Source organism: Achromobacter aegrifaciens (assembly GCF_902859735.1).
Classification (GTDB): domain Bacteria; phylum Pseudomonadota; class Gammaproteobacteria; order Burkholderiales; family Burkholderiaceae_B; genus Achromobacter; species Achromobacter aegrifaciens.
On the sequence record NZ_CADIJY010000023.1, the window covers coordinates 18,815 to 45,462 of the forward strand.

Sequence of the window (26,648 nt, forward strand, 5' to 3'; positions counted from 1 at the left end):
AGCCTAGCCGAGCACCGGCGACAGCACCACCGGCTGCTTGGGCCGCACATCCAGCGCCCGGCCCTTGCGGGCGCGCTTGCCGATGTAAGGCGCCAGCGCGTCGCCCGCCAGGATGTCCTCGGTGTGCTTGTTGCGGTAGATGCCGGCCGCGCGCAGGCCGCCCGCGCCGATGGGCACGGTCTGGTCCAGCTTGTCGGTCCCGTCCAGCCCCATCAGGATGGTGCCGCGGCCGCCGCCGGACAGCGTCTTGACCTCGTCCAGGCCGAACACCAGGAACTTGCCCTTGTGCGACAGCAGCGCCAATTGCTTGGCGCCGTCGAACAGCGGCACCGGACGCAGCAGTTCGTCGCCCTCTTCCAGGGTGATGAACTGCTTGCCGGCGCGCTGGCGGCTGACCATGTCGGACAGCTTGGCGGCAAAGCCGTAGCCGCCGCGCGTAGCCAGCAGCCAGCGGCTGTCGGGCGCGGCCGCGATCGTGTGGACGATACGCGTGCCGCTGCCCAGGTCGATCATGGTGGTGACCGGCTGGCCGTCGCCGCGGGCCGAAGGCAGCCCGGCGACCGGCACCGAATAGACGCGGCCGTTGTCGCCCATGGCGATCAGCGTGTCGGTGGTGCGGCACTCGAAGGCGCCGTACAGATCGTCGCCCTGCTTGAAGCCGAATTGCGACGCATCGTGGCCGTGGCCCTGGCGGGCGCGCAGCCAACCCTTCTGCGACACAATCACGGTGACGGGCTCGTCCAGCACCTTGGTTTCGAGCACGGCGCGTTCGGCGGTCTCGATCAACGTGCGGCGGTCGTCGCCGTATTGCTTGGCGTCGGCCTCGATTTCCTTGACCAGCAGGCGCTTGAGCGAAGCGGGATTGTCCAGCAGTTCCTGCAGGCGCACCTGTTCGTCACGCTTGTCGGCCAGTTCCTGTTCGATCTTGAAGCCTTCCAGGCGGGCCAGCTGGCGCAGGCGCATTTCCAGGATGTCCTCGGCCTGGCGTTCGGACAGCTTGAAGCGTTCCATCAGCGCGGCGCGCGGTTCATCGGATTCGCGGATCGTCTGGATGACTTCGTCCACGTTCAGGTAGACGACCATGCGGCCTTCCAGCACGTGGATGCGGTCGATGACCTTGTCCAGGCGGAAGCGCGTGCGGCGCACCACGGTATTGGTACGGAACGCCAGCCACTCGACCAGGATGTCGCGCAGCCCCTTCTGGCGCGGCCGGCCATCGGTGCCGATGCACACCAGGTTGATCGACGAGCTGCTTTCCATGCTGGTCTGCGCCAGCAGCGTGTTGACGAATTCGTCGCGGTCCACGCGCGAGGTCTTGGGTTCGAAGACCAGGCGCACGGCGGCGTCCTTGCCCGACTCGTCGCGCACGGCGTCCAGCAGGTTCAGCATCACCGCCTTGGCCTGCGTCTGCTCGGGCGTCAGGCTCTTCTTGCCGGTCTTGACCTTGGGGTTGGTGATTTCCTCGATCTCTTCCAGCACCTTCTGGCCCGAGGTGCCCGGCGGCAGCTCGGTGACCACCAGTTGCCATTGGCCGCGCGCCATTTCCTCGAACTGCCAGCGCGCACGCACTTTGAGCGAACCGCGGCCGCCCGCGTAGATCTGGGCGATGTCCTCGGCCGGCGTGATGATCTGCCCGCCGCCCGCGAAGTCCGGCCCCGGGATCAGGGCGTGCAGCTCGGCGTCCGGCATCTGCGGGTGCTTCAGCAGCGCCACGCAAGCCTGCGCCACTTCGCGCAGGTTGTGCGGTGGGATCTCGGTCGCCATGCCGACCGCGATGCCCGAGGCGCCGTTGAGCAGCATCACGGGCAGGCGCGCCGGCAACATCTGCGGCTCTTGCTGGCTGCCGTCGTAGTTGGGCACGAAGTCCACGGTGCCTTCGTCCAGCTCGTCCAGCAGCAGCTTGGCGATAGGAGTCAGGCGGGCTTCCGTGTAGCGCATGGCGGCGGCGTTGTCGCCGTCGCGCGAACCGAAGTTGCCCTGGCCGTCGATCAGCGGATAGCGCAGCGAGAAATCCTGCGCCATGCGCACCATGGCGTCATAGGCGGCCTGGTCGCCGTGCGGGTGATACTTGCCCAGCACGTCGCCCACGACGCGCGCGGACTTGACGGGCTTGGCGCCAGCGGCCAGCCCCATCGCCTGCATGGCGAAGAGAATGCGCCGCTGCACGGGCTTCTGCCCGTCGCCCACGTCCGGCAGGGCGCGGCCGCGCACCACGGACACCGCGTAGTCCAGATAGGCTTGCTCGGCGTAGCGCGCCAGGGTGATGGCGGCGTCGCCATCGCCACCGCCATCGCCGCCGGGCGGATTGGAATCGAACAAGCCGGGTTGATTGCTGTCGGTCATGATGTATTCAGGTAGACAATTTCATCGAAACGGCGTCAAAGCGCCTGCGCGGACGACATCAGCTGCGTATCGGCGACATGCGCGCGCAACTGGGTCCGCACCGCATCCAACGTGGCGGCGTCCTGCCCGCGCTTGGGGATGATCACGCCTTGCAAGGTGCCGAGAATGACATAGAGATGCTGTGGGGTTTCCTCGACCCGCCGCACATCGGACCAGTCCATGCGTCCGGAGGCGGTGGCAGTGGTATCCGTGATGCCGTCGGGGCCGAAGTCCAGCTGATGCCGTCCCAGGAAAAGCTCGTCGGGCTGACGCTTCAGCATGCGGCGCGTGTTCATCCTGACCATCGAGGGCAGGACGTACTCGTAAGCCAGCGCCAGGAGCGCAAGAATGCCCAGGCCCACCGCCAAGCCCTGGAAATACACGGGCAGGATCCGCCCCCAGTTCGGCGTATTGCCGTCCCAGGTCTGCCAGATCAGGTAGGCCAGCAGGGCCACGATCATCAGGACCGCGAAACGCAGATGGGAGCGGTAGCGGCGACGGCGCAGCTCCGGCCGCTTGTACACGTAAGCGGCGAAGTCGGCGTAGTCGTCGGCAGTCATCTGGACGTCCATGCGGGCCGAGCCGGGCGCGGACCCGGCCATCAGATGTCCAGCTCCGCCAGATTGCCCTTCTCTTCGATCCAGGCGCGGCGCTGCGAGGACTCGCCCTTGCCCATCAGCATGTCGAACATGCGGGTGGTGTCTTCGGGCGTCTGGTCGCCATAGCCCACGGGCAAGAGGCGGCGCGTGTCCGGATTCATGGTGGTTTCCCACAGTTGCTCGGGATTCATTTCGCCCAGGCCCTTGAAGCGGCTGACGGCCCAGGCGCCTTCACGCACGCCTTCCTTGCGCAGCTTGTCCTGCGCGGCTTCAAGTTCGCCTTCATCCAGGCAGTAGATCTTGCGCGCCGGACGCTTGCCCTGCGCCGGCACGTCCAGCCGGAACAGCGGCGGCTTGGCCACGAACACGTTGCCGGCTTCGACCAGCTTGGGGAAGTGCTTATAGAACAGCGTCAGCAACAGCACCTGGATGTGCGAACCGTCGACGTCGGCGTCGGACAGGATGCAGATGCGGCCGTAGCGCAGGCCCGACAGGTCCGGGGTATCGCCGGGACCGTGCGGGTCCACGCCGATGGCGACGGAAATGTCATGGATTTCGTTGTTGGCGAAGAGCCGGTCGCGATCCACTTCCCAGGAATTGAGCACTTTGCCGCGCAGCGGCAGGATGGCCTGGAATTCCTTGTCGCGGCCCATCTTGGCCGAACCGCCCGCGGAGTCGCCCTCGACCAGGAAGACTTCGGTGCGGGTCGCGTCGCTGGATTCGCAATCGGTCAGCTTGCCCGGCAGCACGGCCACGCCCGAGCTCTTGCGCTTTTCGACCTTCTGGGCCGAGCGCTGGCGCGCCTGGGCCTGGCGGATGGCCAGTTCGGCCAGCTTCTTGCCGTATTCGACGTTACTGTGCAGCCACAGGTCCAGCGCGCTCTTGGAGAAGCCGCCGACCAGGCGCACCGCGTCGCGGCTGTTCAGGCGTTCCTTGATCTGGCCCTGGAACTGCGGATCCAGCACCTTGGCCGACAAGACGAAGCTGGCGCGGGCGAACACGTCTTCCGGCAGCAGCTTGACGCCCTTGGGCAGCAGGCTGTGCAGCTCGGCGAAACCCTTGACCGCGCCGAACAGGCCTTCGCGCAGGCCCGATTCATGGGTGCCGCCGGCAGGCGTCGGAATCAGGTTCACGTACGACTCGCGCACGGCGTTGCCGTCCTCGGTCCAGGCCACCACCCACTGGGCGCCCTCGCCTTCGGCGAAGTTCTCGTGGTCGGCCCCGGCGTACTGTTCGCCTTCGAAGAACGGCACCATCAGCTCCGCCCCGGCCAGCGCCTCGGACAGATAGCCGCGCAGGCCGTCCTGGTACTGCCAGGTCTTGGTGTCGCCGGTTTTCTCGTTGACCAGGGAAACCTTGACGCCCGGCAGCAGCACGGCCTTGCTGCGCAGGAGGTGCGTCAGCTCGCCCAGCGGAATGTTGGGGCTGTCGAAATACTTGGCGTCCGGCCAGACGCGCACGCGGGTGCCGGACTTCTTGCGGCCACCCTGCTCGTAGGGCGCCAGGGGCTCGGCCACGTCGCCGCCCTTGAAGACCAGGCGGTTGACGGCGCCATCGCGCCACACCACCACTTCCAGGCGCGTGGCCAGGGCGTTGGTGACGGACACGCCCACGCCGTGCAAGCCGCCGGAAAAGGCGTAGGCGCCGCCGCCCGCCTTGTCGAACTTGCCGCCTGCGTGCAGGCGCGTGAACACCAGCTCCACCACGGGAGCGTTCTCTTCAGGGTGCAGGCCAACGGGAATGCCGCGCCCGTCGTCCTCGACGGAAACGCTGCCGTCGACGTGCAGCGTGACCTGGATCTGCTTGCCGTATCCGGCCAATGCCTCGTCTGCGGCGTTATCAATGACCTCCTGCACGACGTGCAGGGGGTTTTCGGTTCGGGTGTACATGCCCGGGCGCTGGCGCACGGGCTCCAGTCCCTTCAGGACGCGAATGGACGCCTCGGTGTAACGTGGAGTGGCCAAGTTATCCCCAACATCTGTGGAAAAAAACCGACATTTTACGGATAAGTCCAGATTCTGCGCGGCTCCCAGTGGGATGAGCACGACCTGACCAGCTCCGAATTCGGTAGGATGATGACAGTCACAGCCAGCGCATCGGGTCGGTACCGCCCGGATCGCGACAACTGCGCCGCAACATCCTACACAAATCCAGCAACTCCTGTTGTTATTAACAGTGGTATGCCTGTTGATATTGACAGTGGTATGCTTGAGTCCATCCACAAACAAGAACAACGGCGGGGCGCGTCCCTTTTTACGCGCCTTTTGCTGCCGAACCGAGAATCACCATCATGAGCGACCAAATCAAGAACGTCAGTGACGCCAGCTTCGATGCCGATGTGTTGAAATCCGGCCAGCCGGTGCTGGTGGACTACTGGGCTGCCTGGTGCGGCCCCTGCAAGATGATTGCCCCGATCCTGGAAGAAGTCGCCACGGAGTACGCTGGCCGCCTGACGATCGCCAAGCTGAACGTCGATGAAAACCAGGGTACCGCCACCAAGTACGGCATCCGCGGCATTCCCACCCTTATGCTCTTTAAAGACGGCCAAGCTGCCGCCACCAAAGTTGGCGCGCTGTCGAAGTCGCAACTGACCGCATTCCTGGACGGCGCGCTGTAAGCCGCGTGCCGTGAACGAAGGCGCCGCCCTCGGGGCGGCGCTCATTCAATACCGCGTGTGCCCGTCCGTGGCGCGCCGCCAGAACTCTCCTTCACTTTCCCCCAAAAATCCACCGCGATGCACCTCAACGAACTGAAGGCGCTGCACGTCTCGCAGCTGCTGGAAATGGCCGCCGGCCTGGAAATCGAGAACGCCAACCGCCTGCGCAAGCAGGAGCTGATGTTCGCCATCATGAAACGGCGCGCCAAGCAAGGCGAGCAGATCTTCGGCGACGGCGTCCTGGAAGTCCTGCCCGACGGCTTCGGCTTCCTGCGCTCGCCCGAGACCTCGTATCTGGCCAGCACGGACGACATCTACATCTCGCCCTCGCAGATCCGCCGCTTCAACCTGCACACCGGCGACTCGATCGAAGGTGAAGTGCGCACGCCCAAGGACGGCGAGCGCTATTTCGCCCTGGTGAAGGTGGACAAGGTCAACGGCGTGGCGCCTGAAGCGATCAAGCATCGCATCATGTTCGAAAACCTGACGCCGCTGCACCCGAACCGCAACATCCGCCTGGAACGCGACATCAAGAGCGAGGAAAACCTCACGGGCCGCATTCTTGACGTCTTCGCCCCCATCGGCATGGGCCAGCGCGGCCTGATCGTCGCCAGCCCCAAGTCCGGCAAGACGGTGATGATGCAGCACATCGCGCACGCCGTCACCACCAACTACCCCGACGCGGTCATGATCGTCCTGCTGGTGGATGAACGCCCCGAGGAAGTGACCGAAATGCAGCGCACCGTGCGCGGCGAAGTGGTCGCCTCGACCTTTGACGAACCCGCCACCCGCCACGTGCAGGTCGCGGAAATGGTCATCGAGAAGGCCAAGCGCCTGGTCGAAATGAAGAAGGACGTGGTGATCCTGCTGGACTCGATCACCCGTCTGGCCCGCGCCTACAACACCGTGGTGCCGGCCTCCGGCAAGGTGCTGACCGGCGGCGTGGACGCCAACGCGCTGCAACGCCCCAAGCGCTTCTTCGGCGCGGCCCGCAACCTGGAAGAAGGCGGTTCGCTGACCATCCTGGGCACGGCGCTGATCGAAACCGGCAGCCGCATGGATGAAGTCATCTATGAAGAATTCAAGGGCACCGGCAACTCCGAAGTCCACCTCGAGCGCCGCCTGGCCGAAAAGCGCGTCTACCCGTCGATCAACCTGAACAAGTCCGGCACCCGCCGCGAAGAGCTGCTGATCGCCCCCGACCTGCTGCAGAAGGTCTGGGTGCTGCGCAAGTTCATCCACGACATGGACGAAGTCCAGTCGATGGAATTCATCCTGGACAAGATGCGCGCCACCAAGACCAACGCCGAATTCTTCGACATGATGAAGAAGAAGTAAGCCTGGTCAGAGCCTGCGGTCCGCGGCGCCCGCGCCTTGGACCCGGCCATGAAAAACGCCCTGGAGCGCGCTTGCGCCCAGGGCGTTTTTCATGGGCCGGACAGGCGGCTCACTGCCCTCCCATGAACTCCTCCAGCGTGCCAGGCTGCGGCGCCGGACGCGGGGTCTGCTTGTTGCCGGCCGGCTTGCCGGACGCGTCTATCGGCTCGATCTTGGGATCGTCCCAGCTGCCGGTGACGGCGTATTCCATGGTCATGGCCCGCGCCAGCGGCTGCTTCAGCAGCCACTGCGTCACGAAGGCTCCCAGGCCGATCAGCGGATTGACCGCCAGCGCCGTCACCATGGCCGCCCCGCTGGCGTCCAGGTTCGGAATCACCACGGCCTTCATGTCCCAGCGTTCGCGGATGATGTTGACCCCGCCCGCCAGCACGATGGTCGCCACCGGCCCGTTGATCTTGTAGCCTTCGGTCGAAGCCGTGCCGTCGGCCAGCTTGACCTTGCCGCGGATGGTGTCGAAGGGGAAGCCGTCGCGCAGCAGATTGGTGGGATTTACGTCCAGCCGCGCCAGCCGCTGCAGCGATTGCAGGGACAGCAGCTCCAGCAGCCGCGCGGTGCGGGAGTTGACGTGCATGAAGCGGCCCTTGTCCAGGCTGACGTCGACCTCGCCCGTCAGGTCTTCGATCTTGTGGGTCCAGGGCAGATTGCGCCAGGTGGCCTTGCCCTGCATCGTGCCCTTGCCACCCGACACCACCTTTTCGAAGCCGATGCGGTCCAGGAACTTGCCCACGTCTTCGAACTTGACCGAAGCGTCCACGGTCAGGCCGCGGCTCTGGCCTTCCAGGTTCCAGTTGCCGGTGGCGTTGAGCGAGGCCGCGTCGTTGACGATGGACAGCTTGTCCAGGCGCCATTGGCGGCCGCGCTGCAGGTTCGTGCCCTGCACCTGGAGTTCGCCCACGTTCTTGCCGTACAGCAGGAATTCCTTGGCTTGCAGGTCGATCGCCGGGATGTCTGACAGGTCGTTGCCGGAGGACAGCGCCTCGTCGGCCTTGTTGGTGTCGCCCTCGCCGCCCAGCGACAGATGCTTCAGGCGCGCGGTGATCTGGCCGGCGATGGCGCCCGAGGCCTCGCGCCATTCGAGCGAACCCGTGGCCTGCTTGGATTGCAGATCCACGCGCCATTGGGCGGGTCCCGGCCGGGTCGCGTACAGCGTCAGGTCGTTCAGGGTAAAGCCGCCAGTCCGCAAGACGCCGGCCGCCAAGCTGATGCGTTCGGCCGCGGGCAGCATGGGCTTGGGCGCGGCACGGCCCTTGCCAGCAGGCGCGCTGAAGCCGTCGGACACGCTTTCCCAGGCATCCAGGTCCAGTTCAGGCAGGCTCGCGTTCAGGCTGAACCCGCGTTCCGGCAGGCTTGCCGGACGGTTGATGCCCAGCGCGCCGCGCGCGAAGTAGGACGGCGACCCTTCGGACGGCGCCCGTTCGAACAGCGCGTTGACGGCATCTCCCAGGCTTGCGGTGAGCCAGCGCCGGTTCTGCGCTCCGCGGTCCTGCGCGGGCGACCATTGCACCTTCAGCAACTGCGAAGCCTGGGCGGCCTTGCCGACCGGAGCGGGCATGTCGATCGCCATGCCCACCAGATCGGACTCGACGGAAATGTCCACCGCGCCGCCGCGCTGATAGCCCACCTTGCCCTTGTAGGCCGCTTTGCCCGAAAAGCGCGACATGGACGGCGTGTTGCTTAATTGAGTCAGCGCCGGCCCGGCCAGCGTACCCTCGAAGCGCAAGGCGTCCGTGCTCTGCGCCAGACGTCCGTAAATCCGCGCCGGGCCGCCCAGGAACAGGGCCCGCAAGTCCTTGGCCTCGACGCCCTTCTCCGAAAACTCCAGGTCACCGTGCATCTGGCTGAGCAGCGGCATCTCCGGCATGAAGGTGAAGGAGTTGCCCGCGAACAAGATGTTCCCCTGGACCTGGGTGTCATCGGTGTTCAACAGAGGCACCTTGAGCTTGAGCCCCACCCGCCAGTCGCCGGTGCCGCGCGCCTCGTCCAGCGCGCCATCCAGCAACTCGCCCAAGGGCGAGTTGGCTGCCAGCGCCAGATAGGCCGGCACGGCGCCGGACGTCTCGCCGGTCAGCAGCAGTTCGGAGTTCTCTTCCATGTTGGGAATGGTTGCGGAAACCGCCCCCAGCGTCACGGTATGTCCCGATCCGGTATGCGCGACCGCGCCGCCCGGACTGTCCAGCGCCAGGCTGACCTTGTCGATGCGGAAATTGCCGGACAGGTTCTCCAGCATCGGCCAGCCCTTGCGGCGCTCGCGCGCCGGCGCGTAGTCGACCTTGGCGCCGCTGAATGCGCCGGCGATCACGAAATCGCCCTGAGCCCCAGGCGCGCCAAAAGGAAATTCGTCGAGATCGCCCTTGAGCGTGATGGAGGCCGATTGCATTTCGCCCGCGGGCAAGCCGATGGCCAGCCATTCGCGCGCATCGGCGTTGACCTCCAGCGGCAGGTAGCGATGGATGGCGGACATGGAGCCGCGCGCCATCACGCCGTGCATGTCGACGCTGCCCGCCGCGGTCCTGCCTTCTGGCCGCCACTGCCCTTGCACGCGCACGTCGAGATCGTCGTTGACCAGATGCAGTTGGCCTACGTCCACGAACCAGTGCTTCGCATCGGGCCCTTTGACCGCGACATCCAGCGCCACGTCGCGCACAGCCAGCGTGGGTTGCTCGAAGACGCCCGGCAAGGACAGAGTGAGCTGTTCGGCCTTGGCGCTGACCGACACCGCCGGGGCGCCAGGGCTGCGCGCCAGCGGCACGCTGTCCAGCTGCATGAAGTCGCCCGGCAAGCCCTGGATGCGGGCCTGGACGTACCCGGCCTTGAAGCCTGGAGCTGCGGTCCCTTGCGCGGTCTCGGTCCATTTCAGGCCGCGCACGGCAGTGTCCGCGGTCAGATCGGTGAACTTGCCGCGTTCCAGCTGCAGCCATGCCCGCCCGCTCAGGCGGCCCGCCACCGCCGGGACCTCGAACCAAGGCTGCCAGGCCAAGGGTTCAGCGTCGTCCAGCTGTACATATAGCTGGCCGCCCCAATTGCCGGGATTCGCCGCGTTCACCGAAAACAGGCTGCGATTGAATTCGCCGCGCAGCTCGACGTTGCGCGCCAGCGCCTCGCCCGCCGCGGCCTTGAGCACGAAACGATGCGACAAACTGCCGTTGCGCGCCAGGAAGTCGACGCCCGTCAGGGTGAGCTCCGGCGCGCGGCGCAACTCGTCCTGCCAGCGTATGGTCGCGCCGCGGATGCGCAGCTCGCGCTGCGCGCCCAGCCAGCGCAGCGCTGGATGGTCCAGGTCGGAACGCTGGTCGTCGTCATTGAGATCGATGTCCTGGCCCGCGACCCATAGATGATTTTCGGGATCGCGCCGCAACAGGAGTTCGGGCCGGTCGAGCTGCAACCGCAGCAGCTTGGGCGACAGGACCAGGATGCTGCGCCAGGCCAGCACCGCCGAAACGGAAGGCAAGGACAACACCGGGTCCACCTCATCGTCGTAGACTTGGACGGAGGTGAGATCGAGTTTGGGGTTCAGGCCTTGCCAGTTCGCCTGGATGGAGCCGATGGTCACTCGGGAGCCCAGCGCCTTGCTGGCGTAGGCTTCGATCTGGGGACGCCATTGGTCCGCGCGGGGCAGAACCCAATAGCGCACGCCCAGCAGTCCGAGGGCCACGACGCAATAGACGGTCAGCACGGCCCAGAACACCCAACAGAGCACTTTTTTTGAAACAGACACGGATCGGTGGGCAGGAGAAGAGGTCTTGCAGTATCGTCCCCACTTATACCTGAAACGCGCCCATCGCGCCGCCCCTTTCGCCATGTCCACGCCCTCTACGCTTGCCCCCGCCCTCGCCTGGTCCGGCCATCTGCGCCGCCGCCTGGATGCCCACCCGGATCTGGCCGCCTGGCTGAACGATGCCGTGCGCGAACCCGTCACGCCCGCGCAGATCGCGCGCTGGCAGGCGGAGCTGGCCGGACCGCAGGCAGGCGAGACGCTACCCGTGGAGGTCTGCCGCATGGTGCTGCGCAAGCTGCGCGAACGGGTCTTCAACACACTCATCGTGCGCGACCTGACCGGCCACGCCGATCTGGAAGAAGTCGTGGGCGCCATGACCGCGCTGGCCGACACCGCGGTGGCCGCGGCCTATCGCAGCGTGGCGGCGGACCTCGCCGCCGTGCATGGCGTGCCGCGCGATCCGGCCACCGGCCAGCCGCAGGAAATGCTGATAGTGGGCATGGGCAAGCTGGGCGGCTGCGAATTGAATGTCTCGTCCGACATCGACCTGATCATGCTGTACGGCGAAGAAGGCGAAACCGACGGTCCGCGCCGCATCAGCCATCACGAGTTCTACGGCCGCCTGACGCGGCGCATGATGCCGGTGCTGTCCGAAGTCGACGCCAACGGCCAGGTGTTCCGCACCGACCTGCGCCTGCGCCCCGACGGCGACGCCGGTCCCCTGGCCTGGAGCCTGGACGCGCTGGAGCACTACCTGATCGGCCAGGGCCGCGAATGGGAACGCTACGCCTGGCTCAAGGCCCGGCTGATCCCGGCCCAGGCCTTCGAAGGCAGCGACAGCGCCGCCCAGGCGCGCCAGCTGGAAAGCCTGCGCGTGCCGTTCGTCTATCGCAAGTATTTCGACTTCGATGCGCTCTCGGCCCTGCGCGCCCTGCGCGAACGCATCCGCCAGGATTGGCAGCGGCGCGCCAGCGCGCGCAACGGCATCGACAGCGCCAACAACATCAAGCTGGGCGATGGCGGCATCCGCGAAATCGAATTCGTGGTGCAGCTTGCCCAGTTGATCCGCGGCGGCCGCATGCCCGCGTTGCAAAAACGCGGCCTGCTGGAAGCGCTGCACGCGGAGAGCGCCGCCGGCCTGGTGCCCGAGGAAGACGCGCGCCGGCTCGAAGAGGCGTACCGCTACCTGCGCCGCACCGAGCATGCCCTGCAATACCGCGAGGACGCCCAGACCCATTTGCTGCCGGGCGACCCCGAACAACGCGCCGGCCTGGCCGCAGCGCTGGGAATGAGCCCCGCTGACTTCGAAAGCACGCTGGCCGCGCACCGCCAATTCGTCTCGCAGACCTTCCGCAACGTGTTCCGGCTGGTGGGCATGGGCGACGCCGAAGTGCCGGCGCCCGCGCCCGGCGCCACCGACCCCGGGTCCGGCCCGGACGAGCCAGACAGCAGCTGCGAGCTCGCCGAACAAATCAGCCAGGCCTTCGGCGACGACGCGCAGGACCTGTTGCGCCGTACCGAGACCCTGCTGGGCAGCCACCGGGTGCGCAGTCTGCCCGAGAGCAGCCGCAAGCGCATGGACGCGCTGCTGCCGGCCGCCCTGCGAGCGGCCCTGCAAACCCCAGCCCCGCTGCAAGCCACGGTGCGGCTGTTCGACCTGATCGAGAAAATCGCCCAGCGCAGCGCCTACCTGGCCCTGCTGGCCGAATACCCCGACACCCTGGCGCGCGTGGCGCGCATGGTCGCCGCCAGCCCCTGGGCCGCGCAATACCTGACCCAGCACCCTCTGCTGCTGGACAGCCTGATCGATTGGCGCACCCTGTTCGAGCCGCTGGACTTCGGCCAGATCGCGCGCCAGCTGACCGCCGACCTGGACGCCTGCCGGCTGCCCGACGGCGATCCGGACATCGAGCGCCAGATGAACCTGATGCGCGACATGCAGCGCCAGGCCAGCTTCCAATTGCTGGCGCAGGATCTGGAAGGCGAACTCACCGTGGAGAAGCTGGCCGACCAGCTGTCCGCGCTGGCCGACCTGTTGCTGACCGAAACCATCCACCGCACCTGGCCGCTGGTCAACAAGGCCGAGGGCGCCGAACCGCGCTTCGCCGTCATCGCGTACGGCAAGCTGGGCGGCAAGGAACTGGGCTATGCCTCGGACCTGGACCTGGTGTTCCTGTTCGACGACCCGCGCGACGACGCCGCCGAGGTCTACGCAAAGCTGGGCCGGCGAATGACGTCGTGGCTCTCGACCATGACCTCTTCGGGCCGCCTGTACGAAGTCGACCTGCGCCTGCGGCCGGACGGCGACGCCGGCCTGCTGGCGGTGTCCGTGGAAGCATTCGAGCAATACCAGCACAAGCACGCCTGGGCCTGGGAACACCAGGCGCTGACCCGCGCCCGCTACGCCTCGGGCGACGCCAGCGTCGGCGCGCGTTTCGAGCAGATCCGCGCAGACATCCTGGTACTGCCACGCGACGCCGCCAGACTGCGCGAGGAAGTGCTGGCGATGCGCGAAAAGATCAATGCTGGCCACCCCAACAGCAGCCCGCTGTTCGATCTGAAGCACGACCGCGGCGGCATGGTCGACGTGGAGTTCGTCACGCAATACCTGGTGCTGTGCCATTCGGGCACGCATCCGGTGCTGGTGCGCAACCTGGGCAATATCGCCTTGCTGCGCCTGTCCGGCGAGGCGGGCCTGATTGCTCCCGAACTGGCCGCGCGCGCCGGCGACGCCTACCGCACCCTGCGCCGCGTCCAGCACCAGATGCGCCTGCAGGGGGTGGAAAAGGCGCGCGTCCCGCAGGACCAGCTGCAGGAAGAGCGCGCCGCCGTGCGCGAGCTCTGGGATGCCGTGCTGGGCTGAGCGTATTGGGGGACGGGGGCGCACCCTTCAGCGGCAACTCAGCGTAAAATAAGGAGTTTTCCGCCTTATTTGTTTCCTGCAAGCCATGTCCGAACTCGTGCGCCCCAAACTCGACCTGCCCGCCGGCCGCCGCAAGGTGCTGATGCACTCGTGCTGCGCGCCCTGTTCCGGCGAAGTCATGGAAGCGATGACCGCCTCAGGCATCGATTACGCCATCTACTTCTACAACCCGAACATCCACCCGGTCAAAGAGTACGAAATCCGTAAGCAGGAGAACATCCGCTTCGCCGAGCAGCACGGCATCGAATTCATCGACGCCGACTACGACATGGACAACTGGTTCGACCGCGTCAAGGGCATGGAAAACGCTCCCGAACGCGGCGAGCGCTGCACGGCCTGCTTCGACATGCGCTTCGAACGCACGGCGCTCTACGCGCACGAGCATGGCTTTGACACCATCACCAGCTCGCTGGGCATTTCGCGCTGGAAGGACATGAACCAGATCAACGGCTGTGGCGAACGCGCCGCGGCGCGCTACGACGATCTGATCTACTGGACCTACAACTGGCGCAAGGGCGGCGGCTCGGCCCGCATGATCGAAATCAGCAAGCGCGAAAACTTCTACCAGCAGGAATATTGCGGCTGCGTCTATTCGCTGCGCGACACCAACCGCCATCGCCGCTCGCAGGGCCGCGAACGCATCCACATCGGCGTGAAGTTCTACGGCAAGGAAGACCTGATCAACGAGGAACAGCTCTGATCAGGACGGGCGTCCATGGCGCCGGTATTCCGACGGCGACACGCCGAAACGCTTGCGAAACGCATGGCTGAAACGCGCCGCATCTGAGAACCCGAATCTGTAGGCGATGTCGCCTATCGGCCGCGCCGCCTGAGCGGGGTCGCACAGCGTATCGCAGCAACGCTCCAGCCGCGCGCTGAGGATGAAATCGGCCGGGGTCGTGGAAGCCTGCGCGAACAGGTTGTACAAATAGCGGCGCGACATCCGGAAGGCCGCTGCGGCGGCCGCTGGCGACAGCGCCGGATCATGCAGGTTTTCAAGCATGTGCTGCTGCACCCGGCGCAATTGCGCCTGCCGCAGTTCGGCCTGGTCATGTTCGGCCTGCCCGCCTGCCCGCTCGCTGATATCCAGTCCCATCATCTGCAGCACCGCATTGGCGGCATCGCGCGAGGCGCTTTCGGACAGATGCGCGTGCTCGGTCAGCGCCACGCGCAGCAGGTCCATCGCCATGCGCCCGCAACCCTGGCGCGCGCTGAAGCTGCGCGCCACGGCATTCTGCATGAAAGACTGCCAGGCCTCGAAATGCTTGCCGGGCACCTGCATGACCAGGAAGTGCGCGCCATCGTCGACGTCGACTTCGTACGGCCGGGTGGTGTCGTAGATGCTCCATTCGCCCGGTACCAGCAAGGCGCTGCGCCCCGACTGGCGGATCTCGCTGCGGCCAGCGAGCTGCAGCGTCACCTTGTAGCCGGACGACTCGGAACGGTTGGCCAGCAGCTTGCTGCGGCGCACGCGCTGGGCGCTGCTGCGCAACTCGCAGACCTGCATCCAGCCCAGCGAATCCACCGCCACGCTATTGCGGAAACGGGCCGGAAACACCGCGGACACTTCCAGGGGAACGAAGGTATCGCTGACATTTTCCTGCCAGCTTGCGCAGTCCAGGAAGTGCCTGGGCTCGCTGCGCAGAAGGGATGGGGACATGGCGACTCCGGCGTCTCGAAACGGCGTGCCTGTTTGCCTGGAACGGCCTGCCTGGCGACACAGCTACAGCGTTGAATGGAATGCTGCCTCTTTCTAGCATCGGTCGGCGCCAGGGAGTATCGGTGACAACCCCTAAGTGCCTGTTCCTCTACGGTTTTCTGTCGCTGCCATAAGAATAGTCGGCCAACTGGAAGCCGAGCCGCGCCAGCGCCTGAGCCAGTCCATGACGCACCGGCACCACGTCCTCGTAGCGGCGCGGGCGGACCTGCGCGACTTCCTGTTCCGTGTACGGCCGGAAATCCGCCGGCAACTGCGCCGGGCTGAATTCCCGCACCACCCAGTTCAGCACGGCCGCGAGTTCGGCATTGCTGAGCTGCGATTGGGCGGCGCCCGGCACGCGGACCAGATACTCGCGGCCCTGCGGCAGATGCACGAACGCGCCCACCGAATTGCGGAAATCAGGAATGCCGTGGCGGCCGCTGCCACGGCCGTCCACGCGATGGCAGCCCGCGCATTGCAGCACGTAGTCGGCGCGGACGGCCAAACGCAGCCTGTCGGCGTCGGCGGCCGCCTGCTCCGCCGCGGCCGTCCGGCCCACGCAGAGCAGGACGGCGGCGCACAACCCGCGCCACCCGCGCCATGGCGGTCGCCCTTCTGGCCTCATGATTTCGGCTTCGGCTTGGCCAGGCCCACGATCACCGAGGTCGTGCAGTGGAAGATGGAGGACTCGTTGGACATGCACCAGTTCACGTCGTTGTGCAGGAACATCTGATAGCCGGGCCGCTCGCGCTCGGCGGATGCGCACATGCATTTGCCGCAAGCAGCCTTGCCGCAGCAATCGTTGTAGCTGATCAGGTAGTCCTTGCCGTCCAGCGGATTGTGGCAGGTGCCAACCCACGACACGGCCGAAGGCGAGGTGCCAGGCGGGCAGGACGTCATGCTGCCGCCGCAGCATGAACACAGAAAGCCGTCCACCGCGCAATAGCGCCAGTAGTCGCACGCCGTGTCGTCCATCTGCGGTTTCTTGGGATCAGCGGGCGCTGACCGCGCCACCGGCAGCACCGGCATGAGGAATGCCGTTCCAACCAGCGCCCGGCCGATGCGGTTGAGCACGCTGCGCCGGGAAGTGGTGTGCGCAACCGAGCGCGCGGCGCGCTCCGCGAGTTTATCCAGCCATTGCATTGCCGCTCTCCTTGCGGGAAATCCGGGTTTCTTCCAACGCGCCGGCGGCCAGGAATTCCTGCACCGAAGCCACGCCCAGCTCCTTCGCGGTGAACAGGCTTTCGAGCTGTTCGCGCGAGTTGATCAGGCCCTTGGCGCGCAAGGTTCCGGTTTCATCGATCAGCACGGCATAGGGCAGCTTGCTGATCTGGAACTTCATGCCCAGTTCGGTCGACAGCAAGTACGGAAAACGCTCCAGGCCCGCCTGCTTGTAGAACGCCAGGTGCTCGGGCATTTCGCCATCGCTGGCCAGCACGATGCGCAGCCAGGCGCTTTCCGTGCTGGCCACCGACTTGAGGATAGGCAGCAGCTTCTTGCAAACCGGGCAGGTCGGGGAAAGAAAGAACAGCAGCTGGCTGTGCTGGCCGCGTTCGCCGATGACGATACGGCGACCCAGCAGATCCGGCAGTTCGAAGCGCGGAGCGGGCTCGCCCACGCCAGGGCCCTTGTCCATCGTCAGCGCCCCCATCGGCGCCACGCGCTCGTACAGCACGCCGATCTGCCGCGACAGCGCCAGGATGACCAGCACCAGGCAGAGCACCACGCCCCACAACAGAAAATTGGAAATGATCAAGGCATCCATGTGAGTTTCCTTCAGAGATTGCGCAATTTGAGATGGGAGGCCAACAGGTGATTGGCGCTGAAGTACAGGCCCACGGCAGCCATCGCCAGGCCGAAGACGGCGGCGGAGTCGGCCCACTGCAGACCGCGCGATTGGCCCGCCGCGGAGATCAGCGCGGGCGCAGTCCACAGCGCCAGCGCCGCGTTGCGCAGCACCAGCCACCACGACAGCCCGCCACGCTGCGCGCCGCGCCCCGGCCTGCCGGCGGCGGGGCCGCCGCAGCCGCAATCGATGTCGCGATGCCCGCGCAGCAGATTGAAGGCCAGCGCCAGCGTCGCCGCCGCCAACACCAGCAGCGCCAGTTGCGCGCCCGCCGCCTGTCGTGCCGGCGCCAGCAGCAAGGCGCCGGACAGCGCTTCGCCCAGCACGAAGAGCCACGCGAACGCGCCGCTCCACCCCGCCGGCAGGATGCGGTAGGCCGACACGATAGCGGCGAAGCCCGCCATGTCCCTCAACTTTTCCAGCGCCCCCAGGAGCAGCACGCAGGCCAGCGCCGCGCTCGCGGCATACAGCAGCACGGGATCGTTCATCGCGCACCTCGCGGTTGCGGTTCGACCTGCAGCGCGGTTTCGCCGGCGGCCTGGATCGTGCCCTTGAGGACCGGCGCGGCCGGCGCGGCGTCGTAGACGTTCACGTTGCCGCCGTCGATCGTGTACAGGCGCGGCTGGTCGTCCTGCGAGACCGACATCGACAAGGCATTCTGGCCCGGCACCCGCGCCACCCGCTTGTGCGTGGCCAGGTCGTAGACCCAGATCTCGGCGGCCGGCGTCTTGTGCGAGCCCTCGGCGCCGTTGGGATGCATGCCCACATACAGCCGCTTGGCGGCCTTGTTGATGGCCAGCAGGTTGTAGCCGCCAGGGCGCCAGCCCTGGTCCTTGCCCGAAGCGTCCAGCAGGGACCAGGGCTTGCCGAAAGCCGCGTCCTTGCCGCTGAAGTCGGCGCTGTAGACATTGCCGTTGTAGGACACGAAGTAGTAGGTGTCGCCCAGGTTCTCGGTGTGCGTGAAGATGGGGTCCTTTTCGGGATCGAACATGGGCTGGCTGCGCTGCTGCCCCGCCGGCTTGCCGGCCTGGTCCAGGTCCACGGTAAGCAGCGCGCCGTCGCCGCAGATGCTGGCGAAGCTGCGCGGGCGCGACGGCAGCACGATGATGCTCCAGCACCCTGCCGCCGCGGTGACCTCGTCCGCGAACTGGCGCGTCTTCAGGTTCACCACCGTGACCGAGGACGCGGGCGTGGCGTTCTGCACGAACAGCAGTTCCCCGTCCGTGCTCTGCTGCAGATAGTTGCGGTAATTCAGCGCCTGGGCGCGTTTCTGCGGGATCGGCACCTCGTACTTGGGCGTGAGCGTTTCGGCGTCCCAGGCCTCCACCACGTCCGTACGCTTGCCGCGGTTCAAGCGCTCGTAGTAGGTCGTCATGACGTAGATGTCCTTGCCGTCCGCGGACACGGTCATGTGGCCGTTGAACGACGCGGGCACCATGCCCAGGAACTTCAAGGAGTCGCCGTCATAGATGTTGACCCGGCTGTCGACCAGGTGATTGAAGACGGCATCCATCACGTACAGCCGGTGCGGCGTGGCCGGCGGCAGGCGTGTGCCGCCCTTGAGCTCTTCCACGGGCAGATCCGCCCGGGCTAGCCCCGCCGACGCCGCCAGGACGGCGCATAGCGCCCACCGTCCGGCCCGCGATGCGCATGTTCTGGCGCTAGGCGCGTTCATCGATATTCTCCTGGTCTCATGGTCCGGTTCTCCTAGAACGCATAGACGTAGCGCAACTGCACGCCACGCATCCGCGGTCCGTTCTCGACCTTCAGGTCGTGGATGTACTGCATCTGAATCTGGTTGGCGTCGTTGATCTGATGCGTCAGTTCGACGGCCAGCTGGTGATTGCGCGCCCGCGTGGCGACGGTCTCGCCGGACGAGGTTTCCTTGCCGCCCGTCTCGTAGCGGTAACGGATGCCGGTGTAGGTATCGGGCGTCAGGTTGGTCGAAGCCAGCGCGAAGAAACGGAACGAGGGATCCTTCTTCAGCGTCTGCCCATACCAGTCCGTATTGCGGCCGTAGATCTCCACCTCGGCGATGGCTTCGAGATAGGTGGATTCGCCGAAGCCCTGCACGAACGCGAAATCCTGGATGGTGGACCAGCGGTTCTTGCCGGGAGACACGTCGGGACGCGAACCGTCATAACGGCCCACCGGCGCCACCACAAAGGGCTCCCAGGCGAACCAGGTCTTGGTCTGCTCGTTGTTGTACAGCCAGATGGCCGACCCGAGCGTCACGTCGCCGATGCCTGTCTGGTGGTCGCCGGGCGCGCCCGGCAGGTCCAGCGAGGTCCGGTACATCGGCACGATGAATTCGAGCTGCATCGTCTTGCCGTAGAAGTCGCGATAGTGCATCTGGCGGTACACCAGCGCATTCACGTCGACGGACGCGCCGTCCACCCGCTGCCCCTCGGCATACAAGCCCGAGGATCGTAATCCCGCCAGATACCCGGCGATGATATTGGTGCCCACCGGCGCGGGTATCCAATCCCGCGCGCTGGGGTCTCCTGCCCATGCCGCCTGCGACGCTGCCGCGCACGCGAGCAACAGCGTGGCCCGCCGACGCACCCGGCTACCTGTCCTGCCTGCCATGTCTTCCCCTTGGTGTCATGAAAGCGCGGCCACCGGTATTTCCCGGCTTGGGCCGCGCGCTCATCGTTCTAGTAAGCGATGCAAACGGACTTCCGCTCCAGGTACATCTCCAGCACGGCGCGGCCGTGTTCGCGGCCGATGCCGGACTGCTTGAATCCGCCGAAAGGCATGTTGGGATCCAGCATGTTGTGCGTGTTCACCCAGACGGTGCCGGCATCGATGCGCGGGATCAGGCCTTGCACGCGGGAGAGATCGTTGCTCCAGAGGCTGGCGCCCAGGCCGTAGGCGCTGTCGTTGGCCAGCCGCACCGCATCGTCCAGCGTATCGAAGGGCTGCGCCACCACGACAGGTCCGAAGATCTCCTCGCGAACGATACGCGCCCCCGGCGGCACGTCCGCGAAAACGGTGGGCTGCACGAAGTAGCCCGAGCCGCTGCCGCTGCCTCCTCCCGCCAGCACCCGTCCGCCTTCGCTGCGTCCAAGGCCGATGTAGTCCATGACGCGCTTCTGGTGGCGGGCCGACACCAGCGGGCCGACCTGGGTGGCGGGGTCGAATCCGGACCCCAGCTTCATGCCGGCGGCCAGGTCCGCCAGTCCCTGGACGACCTTGGGATACAGGCCTTTTTGCACATACAGGCGCGAACCCGCCGTGCAAACCTGGCCCTGGTTGAAGAAAATGGCGGCCGCGGCGCCCTGCACCGCGCGGTCGACGTCGCAGTCGTCCAGCACGATCACGGGGGACTTGCCGCCCAGCTCCAGCGAAACCCGCTTCATGTCGTCCATCGCGGCGCGCCCGATGAGCTTGCCGACTTCGGTCGACCCCGTGAACGCGATCTTGTCCACGCCGGGATGCGCAACCAGCGCGGCGCCAGCGGTCTCGCCCCGGCCGGTCACGACGTTGACGACGCCGGGCGGAAAGCCCGCCTCCAGCACCAACTCGGCCAGGCGCAGCGCCGTCAACGGCGTTTCCTCGGCAGGCTTGAGCACCACGGTGCAGCCCGCCGCCAAGGCGGGCGCGATCTTCCAGATCGCCATCAACAGCGGAAAATTCCACGGAATGATCGCGGCCACCACGCCCACCGCCTGCGGCAAGGTATAGGCGCTGTACCGCACGCCCGGCGGAAACGGTATGGACAGCGACAGGGTGTCGCCCGTGATCTTGGTCGCCCACCCCGCCATGTAGCGCAGCCACTGCGCGCCCGACCCGACTTCCAGGCCCTGCGCCACGCCCAGCAGCTTGCCGTTGTTCAGGGTTTCCAGACGGGCCAGTTCGGTGCCGTGCTGCTCGACCAGGTCGGCCAATTTCAGCAACAGGCGTTCGCGCCCGGCAGGCAGCATGTCACGCCAGGGACCGGATCCGAAGGCGCGCCTGGCGGCCTGCACCGCCAGGTCCACCTGCTGCGGCCCGGCGTCGGGCTGATGGGCGATGACGTCGCCCGTGGCCGGATCATGGACGGCGATGGGCGCGCCTTGTCCTTCGCGCACCGGCTTGCCATCGATGAGCATGGCTTCCCGGATGGCGGCCAGTTCCGGGCGGTCAGAACCGGCGTGGCCGGCGGCGCTTGCGCTTGCTGAAGACATTCGAAGCTCCAACGAAATGGTTGAAGCCAGGATAGCAACGGCCTTCCCGGAAGGCTTGTCGGACCGTGCATGGCGTTTTGTCATTCTGCGCACGGCAAAAAAAACCCGGCAACGCGCAGCGCGGTGCCGGGCCTGGCGCGGCGCCCTTGTGGGGCCCGCGCATCGCGGACGTCGGATCAGTCCAGCATCAGCACCGTGGCGCCGGTGGTCTTGCGCGCGGCCAGCGCGGTCTGGGCCTCGCCGGCCTGCTCCAGCGTGTAGCGCTGGTCGATGCGGACCTTGATCTTCTTCTTCAGGACCAGGTCGAACAGCTCCTCGGAGGCGGCTTGCAGCTTGGCCAGCGTGTTCACGTGCAGGCCCAGCGACGGGCGCGTCACGTACAGGCAGCCCTTCTGGTTCAGCGTCGCCAGGTTGACGCCAGACACGGGGCCGGACGCGTTGCCGAAGCTCACCATCAGGCCGCGCGGCTCGATGCAGTCCAGCGAGGTTTCCCAGGTGTCCTTGCCCACGCCGTCATACACCACCGGCACCTTCTTGCCGCCGGTCAGCTCGAGCACGCGCTCGGCCACGTTCTCGCGCGAGTAGTCGATGGTTTCCCAGGCGCCATTGGCGCGGGCCAGTTCGGCCTTCTCGGGGCTGGAGACGGTGCCGATCAGCTTCACGCCCAGGGCCTTGGCCCATTGGCACGCGATCAGGCCCACGCCGCCTGCGGCCGCGTGGAACAGGATGGTCTCGCCGCCTTGCAGACGGTAGGTCTGGCGGAACAGGTATTGCACCGTCAGGCCCTTGAGCATCAAAGCCGCCGCTTCGTCAAAGCCGATGCCCTTGGGCACCTTGACGACCTGCGCGGCCGGAACGTTGCGCGCCTTGGCGTAGGCGCCGATGGGGCTCTGGCCGTAGGCGACGCGGTCGCCCTTTTTCAAATGCGTGACGTCGGCGCCGACCGCGGTCACGACACCCGCGCCCTCGAAGCCCAGGCCGTGCGGCAACGCGTGGGGATACAAGCCCGTGCGGTAATAGATATCGATGAAGTTCAGGCCGGCGGCGTGCTGCTCGATCGTGACTTCATTGGCGGCGGGCGGAGGCACTTCCACCTCGACCAGCTTCAGGACTTCAGGACCACCGTGCTGCTCGATACGAATTGCCTTGACGAGATTGCTGGCCATGCTGGCCTCCTTTCATTGGAAAAAATGCTAACGAGAGCCTGTCTGCGGCCCCTGAACGAGAAAAACCAGATTCAACGCGATGGCCGGGCCCCGTCCTGCCTGGCGGACGCCAGCCTGCCGGCCCCGCCCCCCATCAGCACGAATACCCCTGCCAGCACCAACGCGGTCCCCGCCATCTGCCACACAGTGATGGGCTCTTGCAGAAACCACGACGCCAGAAACAGCACCGACACCGGCCCGATCATGCCCAGCAGCGACGCGGTGGGCGCGCCGATCAGCGCCACCGCCCACATCAGCATGAACACCGGCACCACGGTATTCAGCGTGGCGTGGATCACCGAATACCCGTAGACCCCGGCAGGCTGGATCAGCATGGACGGGGGATGCACGGCAAAGAACTGGATGATGCAGGCCACGCAGGACACCAGCATGGCATACGCCACCAGGCGCGTCGCCCCCAAGCGCTTGACCAGTTCCCCCGAACAGATCAGGTACACAGAATAGCTTGCGGCCGACCCGAAAACGAACAAAGACCCTAACAGCACCTCGCCGCCGCCGAAGGACAGGTCGTGGGCGAACACCAGCACCACCCCGGCATAGGACAGCGCCATGGCCATCCACTGGCGGCGCTCGACCGCGCGCTTGAACCAGAACGCCGACAGCAACACCACCAGCGAAGGCGACAGGAACAGGATCAGGCGCTCCAGGCTGGCGGTGATGTAGCGCAGCCCCAGAAAGTCCAGAAAGCTGGACAGGTAATAGCCCAGCAGGCCCAGCACGCAGACCTGCGCGCGCTCCTTCCAGGTCATCACGGGGATTTCGCCGCGCGCCGCGCGGCGCGACTGATGCCAGGCCACCGCAGCGAAGAACGGCATGGCGAACAGCATGCGGAAGGCAATGAGGGTGACCGCGTCGATGCCGTAGCGGTAAGTGAACTTCACCACGATGGCCTTGGCCGAGAACAGGACTGCGCCCAGGGTCGCCAGGAAAAAACCGGCGGTGCGGTTGGAAAGGCGGAAGGACGGCGAAAGCTTGGCAAGGCGATTCATGCGATGATTTTATGTTCAGTGCAAAAACACCGCACGCCTTTACCCACGCTTTCTTCGCCATACGCCTGCCTCACGCATGACCCGACACCGCGCCCTCACCTACATCCACGTTGCCGCCGTGCTTTTCGGCCTGACCGGCGTGTTCGGCGAATTGATCCAGGCCAGCGCCGCCGTGATCACGCTGGGCCGGGCCGTCTTCGCGGTGCTCGCGCTGGGGCTGTTCGCCCGCATGCGCCGCAAGCCGCTCCTGGGCGCCCTGACGCCGGCGCAGCTGTTCGTGCTGGTGGTGTCCGGCGCCCTGCTGGCGGGCCACTGGGTCACTTTCTTCATCGCCGTGAAAGTCGGCGGCATCGCCATCGCCACGCTGGGTTTCGCCAGCTTCCCCGCTTTCATCACCTTGTTCGAGGGCCTGCTCTTCCGGGAACGCATCCGTCCGACCGAATGGCTGCTGCTGGGCCTGGTGACTGCAGGCCTGGTGCTGGTCACGCCCGCGTTCGACCTGGCCGACCAGGGCACCATCGGCCTGGCCTGGGGCCTGTTGTCGGGCCTGAGCTTCGCGCTGCTGGCGCTGAGCAACCGCCGTTCGGCCTCGGGCATGGACCCGATGCAGGTGGCCTGCTGGCAGAACCTGATCGTGGCGTTGGTAATGCTGCCCTTCGCCGTATCCCAGTTGCCTGCGCTGCCTGCGCTGGACTGGTTCTGGCTGGCGCTGCTGGGCATTTTCTGCACCGGCTTGTCGCACTATCTGTTCGTGTCCAGCCTGACGCGGCTGAACGCGCGCAGCGCCGGATTGGTCATCGCGCTGGAGCCGGTCTACGCCATCGCCTTCGCGTGGGCGCTATTCAGCCAGGAGCCCACGCCGCGCATGATGGCGGGCGCCGCCCTGATCGTGGCCGCCATCGTCTGGTCGGGCCTGCGCAAGCAGGCGCCCGCCGCACAGCCGGACATCGCGGCGAAAACGCAGCCTTGACAATAACTGACTAGGCAGTAAAATTCGGCGCATATGACTGCTGCGCCTCCCCCTTCTCCGTCCGACGGACCCGTCCATTACCGCGCAGACGCCAGCTGCGTAATGGATGAAAACGCCGGCTTCCTGATCAAACTGGTTTCCAATTCCCTGAACCGGATGCTGGACCAGGAAATGGCCCCGCTGGAACTCACCGCGATGCAATGGCGTCCGGTGCTGCTGGTGTTCCAGGGCCGCGCCGATACGCCCGCTGAACTCGCCAGGCTTACAGGCATGGACACGGGCGCCATGACCCGCGCGTTGGACCGGCTGGAAGCCAAGGGACTGCTGCGCCGCAATCGGTGCCAGACAGACCGCCGCGTCGTCAAGATCGAACTCACCGAGATCGGCGAGGCCAAGGCGCGCGCGATCCCGCCCAATATCGCGCGGGTACTGAATTACCACCTGCGCGGGTTTTCCAGCGACGAAGTCGCGCAGCTCAAGCACCTGCTGCGCCGGATGATCGCCAACGGCTCCGCCTCGTCAGCCCCCCCAAACCGCTAAGGTCCGCCAACGAACCCCGGCTTTCGGGGTTTTATTTGGCATAATGATTGCCTAGGCAAATACAGATCAATCAATTACTTTCAGCAAACAGTCAGGATGAAACGCCTTCTCACTACCGTATTGGTGCTGGCCCTGAGCGGTTGCGCATTGATGGAATCCGGCTCCGGGCCGGTGGCCGCGCTGGACGGCGCCAAGCTGGGGCTCACCAGCCAGGACACCGTCTGGCCCGAAACCCAATGGTGGCAGCGCTATGGCGATCCGCAGCTCAATGCCTTGCTGGACGAGGGCTTGGCCAACAACCCCTCGATGAGCGCGGCGCAAGCGCGCCTGGCCAAGGCCAATGCCGCCGTCGGCATCGCACGCGCCCCGCTGCTGCCCCGGGTGGACGCCAACTACACGCTGACCCGCGAACACCTGTCCAAGGACTACATCTACCCCGCTCCCATGGGCGGCTCGGTCGTCAGCGACAACCGGCTGGCGCTGGACTTCAGCTATGAGCTGGACTTCTGGGGCAAGAACCGGTCGCGCCTGCAAGCGGCCGTATCGCAGCAAGCCGCCGCCGCGGCCGATGCGCAGGCGGCGCGCAATCTGCTGGCCGGCGCCCTGGTCCGCGCCTACCTGAATCTGCAGAACGCCTTTGCCCAGCGTGACGTGCTCAACCGCGTGCTGGCCCAACGCGCCGAGGTACTGTCACTGACCCAAGGCCGCTACACGGCCGGGCTGGACACCCAGGTGGAAGTCAAACAGGCGGAATCGTCGCTGGCCGCCGGCAAGGTGGAACTGACCCAGACCGACACCACGTTGGCGCAGCTGCGCAATCAGGTCGCCGCGCTGGCCGGGGCCGGTCCGCAACGCGGGCAATCCTTGCAGCCGGTGGCGCTGACCGCTCCCGCCGGCGGCGTGCCCGCCAACGTGCCGCTGGACCTGCTGGGCCATCGCCCCGACGTCACCGCCGCGAAATGGCGCGCCGAAGCCGCCCGCCACGCCATCGACAGCGCCAAGGCCGAGTTCTACCCCAATGTGAACCTGGCGGCGTTCGTCGGCTTCCAGGCCATGGGCACCGGCAATCTGCTGGGCGCGGATGCCCGCATGGCCGGCTTCGGCCCGGCGGTCACGCTGCCGATCTTCCACGGCGGCGAATTGAACGCCAACCTGGCGGGCCGGCGCGCCGACGCCGACCTCGCGGTGTCGGACTACAACCAGACCGTGCTGGACGCCGTGCACCAGGTGGCCGATGCGCTCGACGGCCTGCGCCTGCTGGACCAGGAAAAGGCCCAGCAGCGCCAGGCCCGCGAAGCCATCGACGCCGCCTATGACCTGGCGGTCAAGCGCTACAAGGCCGGCATGGGCAACTACATCTCCGTGCTCATTGCGCAGACCGGCGTGCTGACACAGGCGCGACTGGACACCGATCTGCGCATCCGCGCCTATCAGCTGGACGCCAATCTCGCCAATGCGCTGGGCGGCGGCTACGCCCCCGCGGCCGAGCCGGCCCCCGCCACGAACTCCACCCATTGAACGCTCCCCGGACTCAGA

The 26,648-nt window shown here is 66.4% G+C and carries 21 protein-coding genes; 7 read left to right on the forward strand and 14 right to left on the reverse strand.

Going from position 1 to position 26,648, the window contains the following annotated elements; translation table 11 throughout:
* Positions 1-3 precede the first annotated feature (3 nt).
* The 3 genes from parC to HV766_RS29525 are packed head-to-tail and all read right to left on the reverse strand — an operon-like array spanning position 4 to position 4,945.
* Positions 4-2,343, reverse strand: coding sequence for a DNA topoisomerase IV subunit A (gene parC, locus HV766_RS29515; RefSeq protein WP_054458716.1), 2,340 nt, complete (start codon positions 2,341-2,343; stop codon positions 4-6).
* Between the two features lie 35 nt (positions 2,344-2,378).
* A complete protein-coding gene (locus HV766_RS29520) occupies positions 2,379-2,984 on the reverse strand; it encodes a YcxB family protein (RefSeq protein WP_175182329.1) in 606 nt (201 codons plus the stop codon).
* Positions 2,984-4,945, reverse strand: coding sequence for a DNA topoisomerase IV subunit B (locus tag HV766_RS29525; protein ID WP_175182330.1), 1,962 nt, complete (start codon positions 4,943-4,945; stop codon positions 2,984-2,986). Before HV766_RS29525 ends, HV766_RS29520 begins: the two co-directional genes overlap by 1 nt.
* 326 nt (positions 4,946-5,271) lie before the next feature.
* Between HV766_RS29525 and trxA the strand changes: the two genes are divergently transcribed.
* Positions 5,272-5,598, forward strand: coding sequence for a thioredoxin TrxA (gene trxA, locus HV766_RS29530; RefSeq protein WP_006218534.1), 327 nt, complete (start codon positions 5,272-5,274; stop codon positions 5,596-5,598).
* 117 nt (positions 5,599-5,715) lie between these two features.
* A complete protein-coding gene (rho, locus tag HV766_RS29535) occupies positions 5,716-6,975 on the forward strand; it encodes a transcription termination factor Rho (protein WP_175182331.1) in 1,260 nt (419 codons plus the stop codon).
* A gap of 109 nt (positions 6,976-7,084) precedes the next feature.
* Here the strand turns inward: rho and HV766_RS29540 are convergent, their stop codons facing one another.
* Complete coding sequence (locus tag HV766_RS29540) at positions 7,085-10,750, reverse strand: YhdP family protein (RefSeq protein ID WP_415823430.1); 3,666 nt, start codon at positions 10,748-10,750, stop codon at positions 7,085-7,087.
* An 82-nt stretch (positions 10,751-10,832) separates the two neighbouring features.
* Between HV766_RS29540 and glnE the strand changes: the two genes are divergently transcribed.
* Both glnE and HV766_RS29550 read left to right on the forward strand, forming a co-directional pair.
* Positions 10,833-13,613 carry a bifunctional [glutamate--ammonia ligase]-adenylyl-L-tyrosine phosphorylase/[glutamate--ammonia-ligase] adenylyltransferase gene (glnE, locus tag HV766_RS29545; RefSeq protein WP_175182343.1) on the forward strand — a complete coding sequence of 927 codons (2,781 nt, stop codon included), beginning with the start codon at positions 10,833-10,835 and terminating at the stop codon, positions 13,611-13,613.
* Positions 13,614-13,698: 85 nt separating this feature from the next.
* Positions 13,699-14,373: an epoxyqueuosine reductase QueH gene (locus tag HV766_RS29550; RefSeq protein WP_054458727.1), complete on the forward strand. Its 675-nt coding sequence runs from the start codon at positions 13,699-13,701 to the stop codon at positions 14,371-14,373.
* Here HV766_RS29550 and HV766_RS29555 read toward each other — a convergent pair whose 3' ends face one another.
* From HV766_RS29555 to HV766_RS29600, 10 genes are all read right to left on the reverse strand, one after another.
* Complete coding sequence (locus HV766_RS29555) at positions 14,374-15,333, reverse strand: AraC-like ligand-binding domain-containing protein (protein WP_054458728.1); 960 nt, start codon at positions 15,331-15,333, stop codon at positions 14,374-14,376.
* 148 nt (positions 15,334-15,481) lie between these two features.
* On the reverse strand, positions 15,482-15,955 hold the full coding sequence (locus HV766_RS29560; protein WP_254593380.1) for a c-type cytochrome: 474 nt from the start codon (positions 15,953-15,955) through the stop codon (positions 15,482-15,484).
* A 38-nt stretch (positions 15,956-15,993) separates the two neighbouring features.
* Positions 15,994-16,515, reverse strand: a complete 522-nt coding sequence (locus HV766_RS29565) for a methylamine dehydrogenase light chain (RefSeq protein ID WP_054458730.1) — start codon at positions 16,513-16,515, stop codon at positions 15,994-15,996.
* Positions 16,499-17,137, reverse strand: a complete 639-nt coding sequence (mauD, locus tag HV766_RS29570; protein ID WP_054458732.1) for a methylamine dehydrogenase accessory protein MauD — start codon at positions 17,135-17,137, stop codon at positions 16,499-16,501. Before mauD ends, HV766_RS29565 begins: the two co-directional genes overlap by 17 nt.
* A gap of 11 nt (positions 17,138-17,148) precedes the next feature.
* Positions 17,149-17,706, reverse strand: coding sequence for a MauE/DoxX family redox-associated membrane protein (locus HV766_RS29575; protein WP_175182333.1), 558 nt, complete (start codon positions 17,704-17,706; stop codon positions 17,149-17,151).
* Positions 17,703-18,893: an amine dehydrogenase large subunit gene (locus tag HV766_RS29580; protein ID WP_054458736.1), complete on the reverse strand. Its 1,191-nt coding sequence runs from the start codon at positions 18,891-18,893 to the stop codon at positions 17,703-17,705. The genes HV766_RS29575 and HV766_RS29580 overlap by 4 nt, the downstream gene beginning before the upstream one ends.
* 32 nt (positions 18,894-18,925) lie before the next feature.
* Positions 18,926-19,807: a transporter gene (locus HV766_RS29585; RefSeq protein ID WP_175182334.1), complete on the reverse strand. Its 882-nt coding sequence runs from the start codon at positions 19,805-19,807 to the stop codon at positions 18,926-18,928.
* Positions 19,808-19,875: 68 nt separating this feature from the next.
* Entirely contained in the window at positions 19,876-21,387 is a 1,512-nt protein-coding gene (gene styD / locus HV766_RS29590; RefSeq protein WP_175182335.1) for a phenylacetaldehyde dehydrogenase StyD, read from the reverse strand.
* Between the two features lie 176 nt (positions 21,388-21,563).
* Positions 21,564-22,553: a quinone oxidoreductase family protein gene (locus tag HV766_RS29595; RefSeq protein WP_054458742.1), complete on the reverse strand. Its 990-nt coding sequence runs from the start codon at positions 22,551-22,553 to the stop codon at positions 21,564-21,566.
* Between the two features lie 71 nt (positions 22,554-22,624).
* Complete coding sequence (locus HV766_RS29600; protein WP_054458743.1) at positions 22,625-23,602, reverse strand: DMT family transporter; 978 nt, start codon at positions 23,600-23,602, stop codon at positions 22,625-22,627.
* Positions 23,603-23,678: 76 nt separating this feature from the next.
* Between HV766_RS29600 and HV766_RS29605 the strand changes: the two genes are divergently transcribed.
* From HV766_RS29605 to HV766_RS29615, 3 genes are all read left to right on the forward strand, one after another.
* The gene (locus HV766_RS29605; RefSeq protein ID WP_054458744.1) at positions 23,679-24,572 is read left to right on the forward strand and encodes a DMT family transporter; all 894 of its coding nucleotides are present in this window, start codon (positions 23,679-23,681) and stop codon (positions 24,570-24,572) included.
* 33 nt (positions 24,573-24,605) lie between these two features.
* On the forward strand, positions 24,606-25,112 hold the full coding sequence (locus HV766_RS29610) for a MarR family winged helix-turn-helix transcriptional regulator (RefSeq protein WP_054458746.1): 507 nt from the start codon (positions 24,606-24,608) through the stop codon (positions 25,110-25,112).
* Between the two features lie 96 nt (positions 25,113-25,208).
* Positions 25,209-26,630, forward strand: coding sequence for an efflux transporter outer membrane subunit (locus HV766_RS29615; protein WP_175182336.1), 1,422 nt, complete (start codon positions 25,209-25,211; stop codon positions 26,628-26,630).
* The last annotated feature ends 18 nt before the right edge of the window (positions 26,631-26,648 follow it).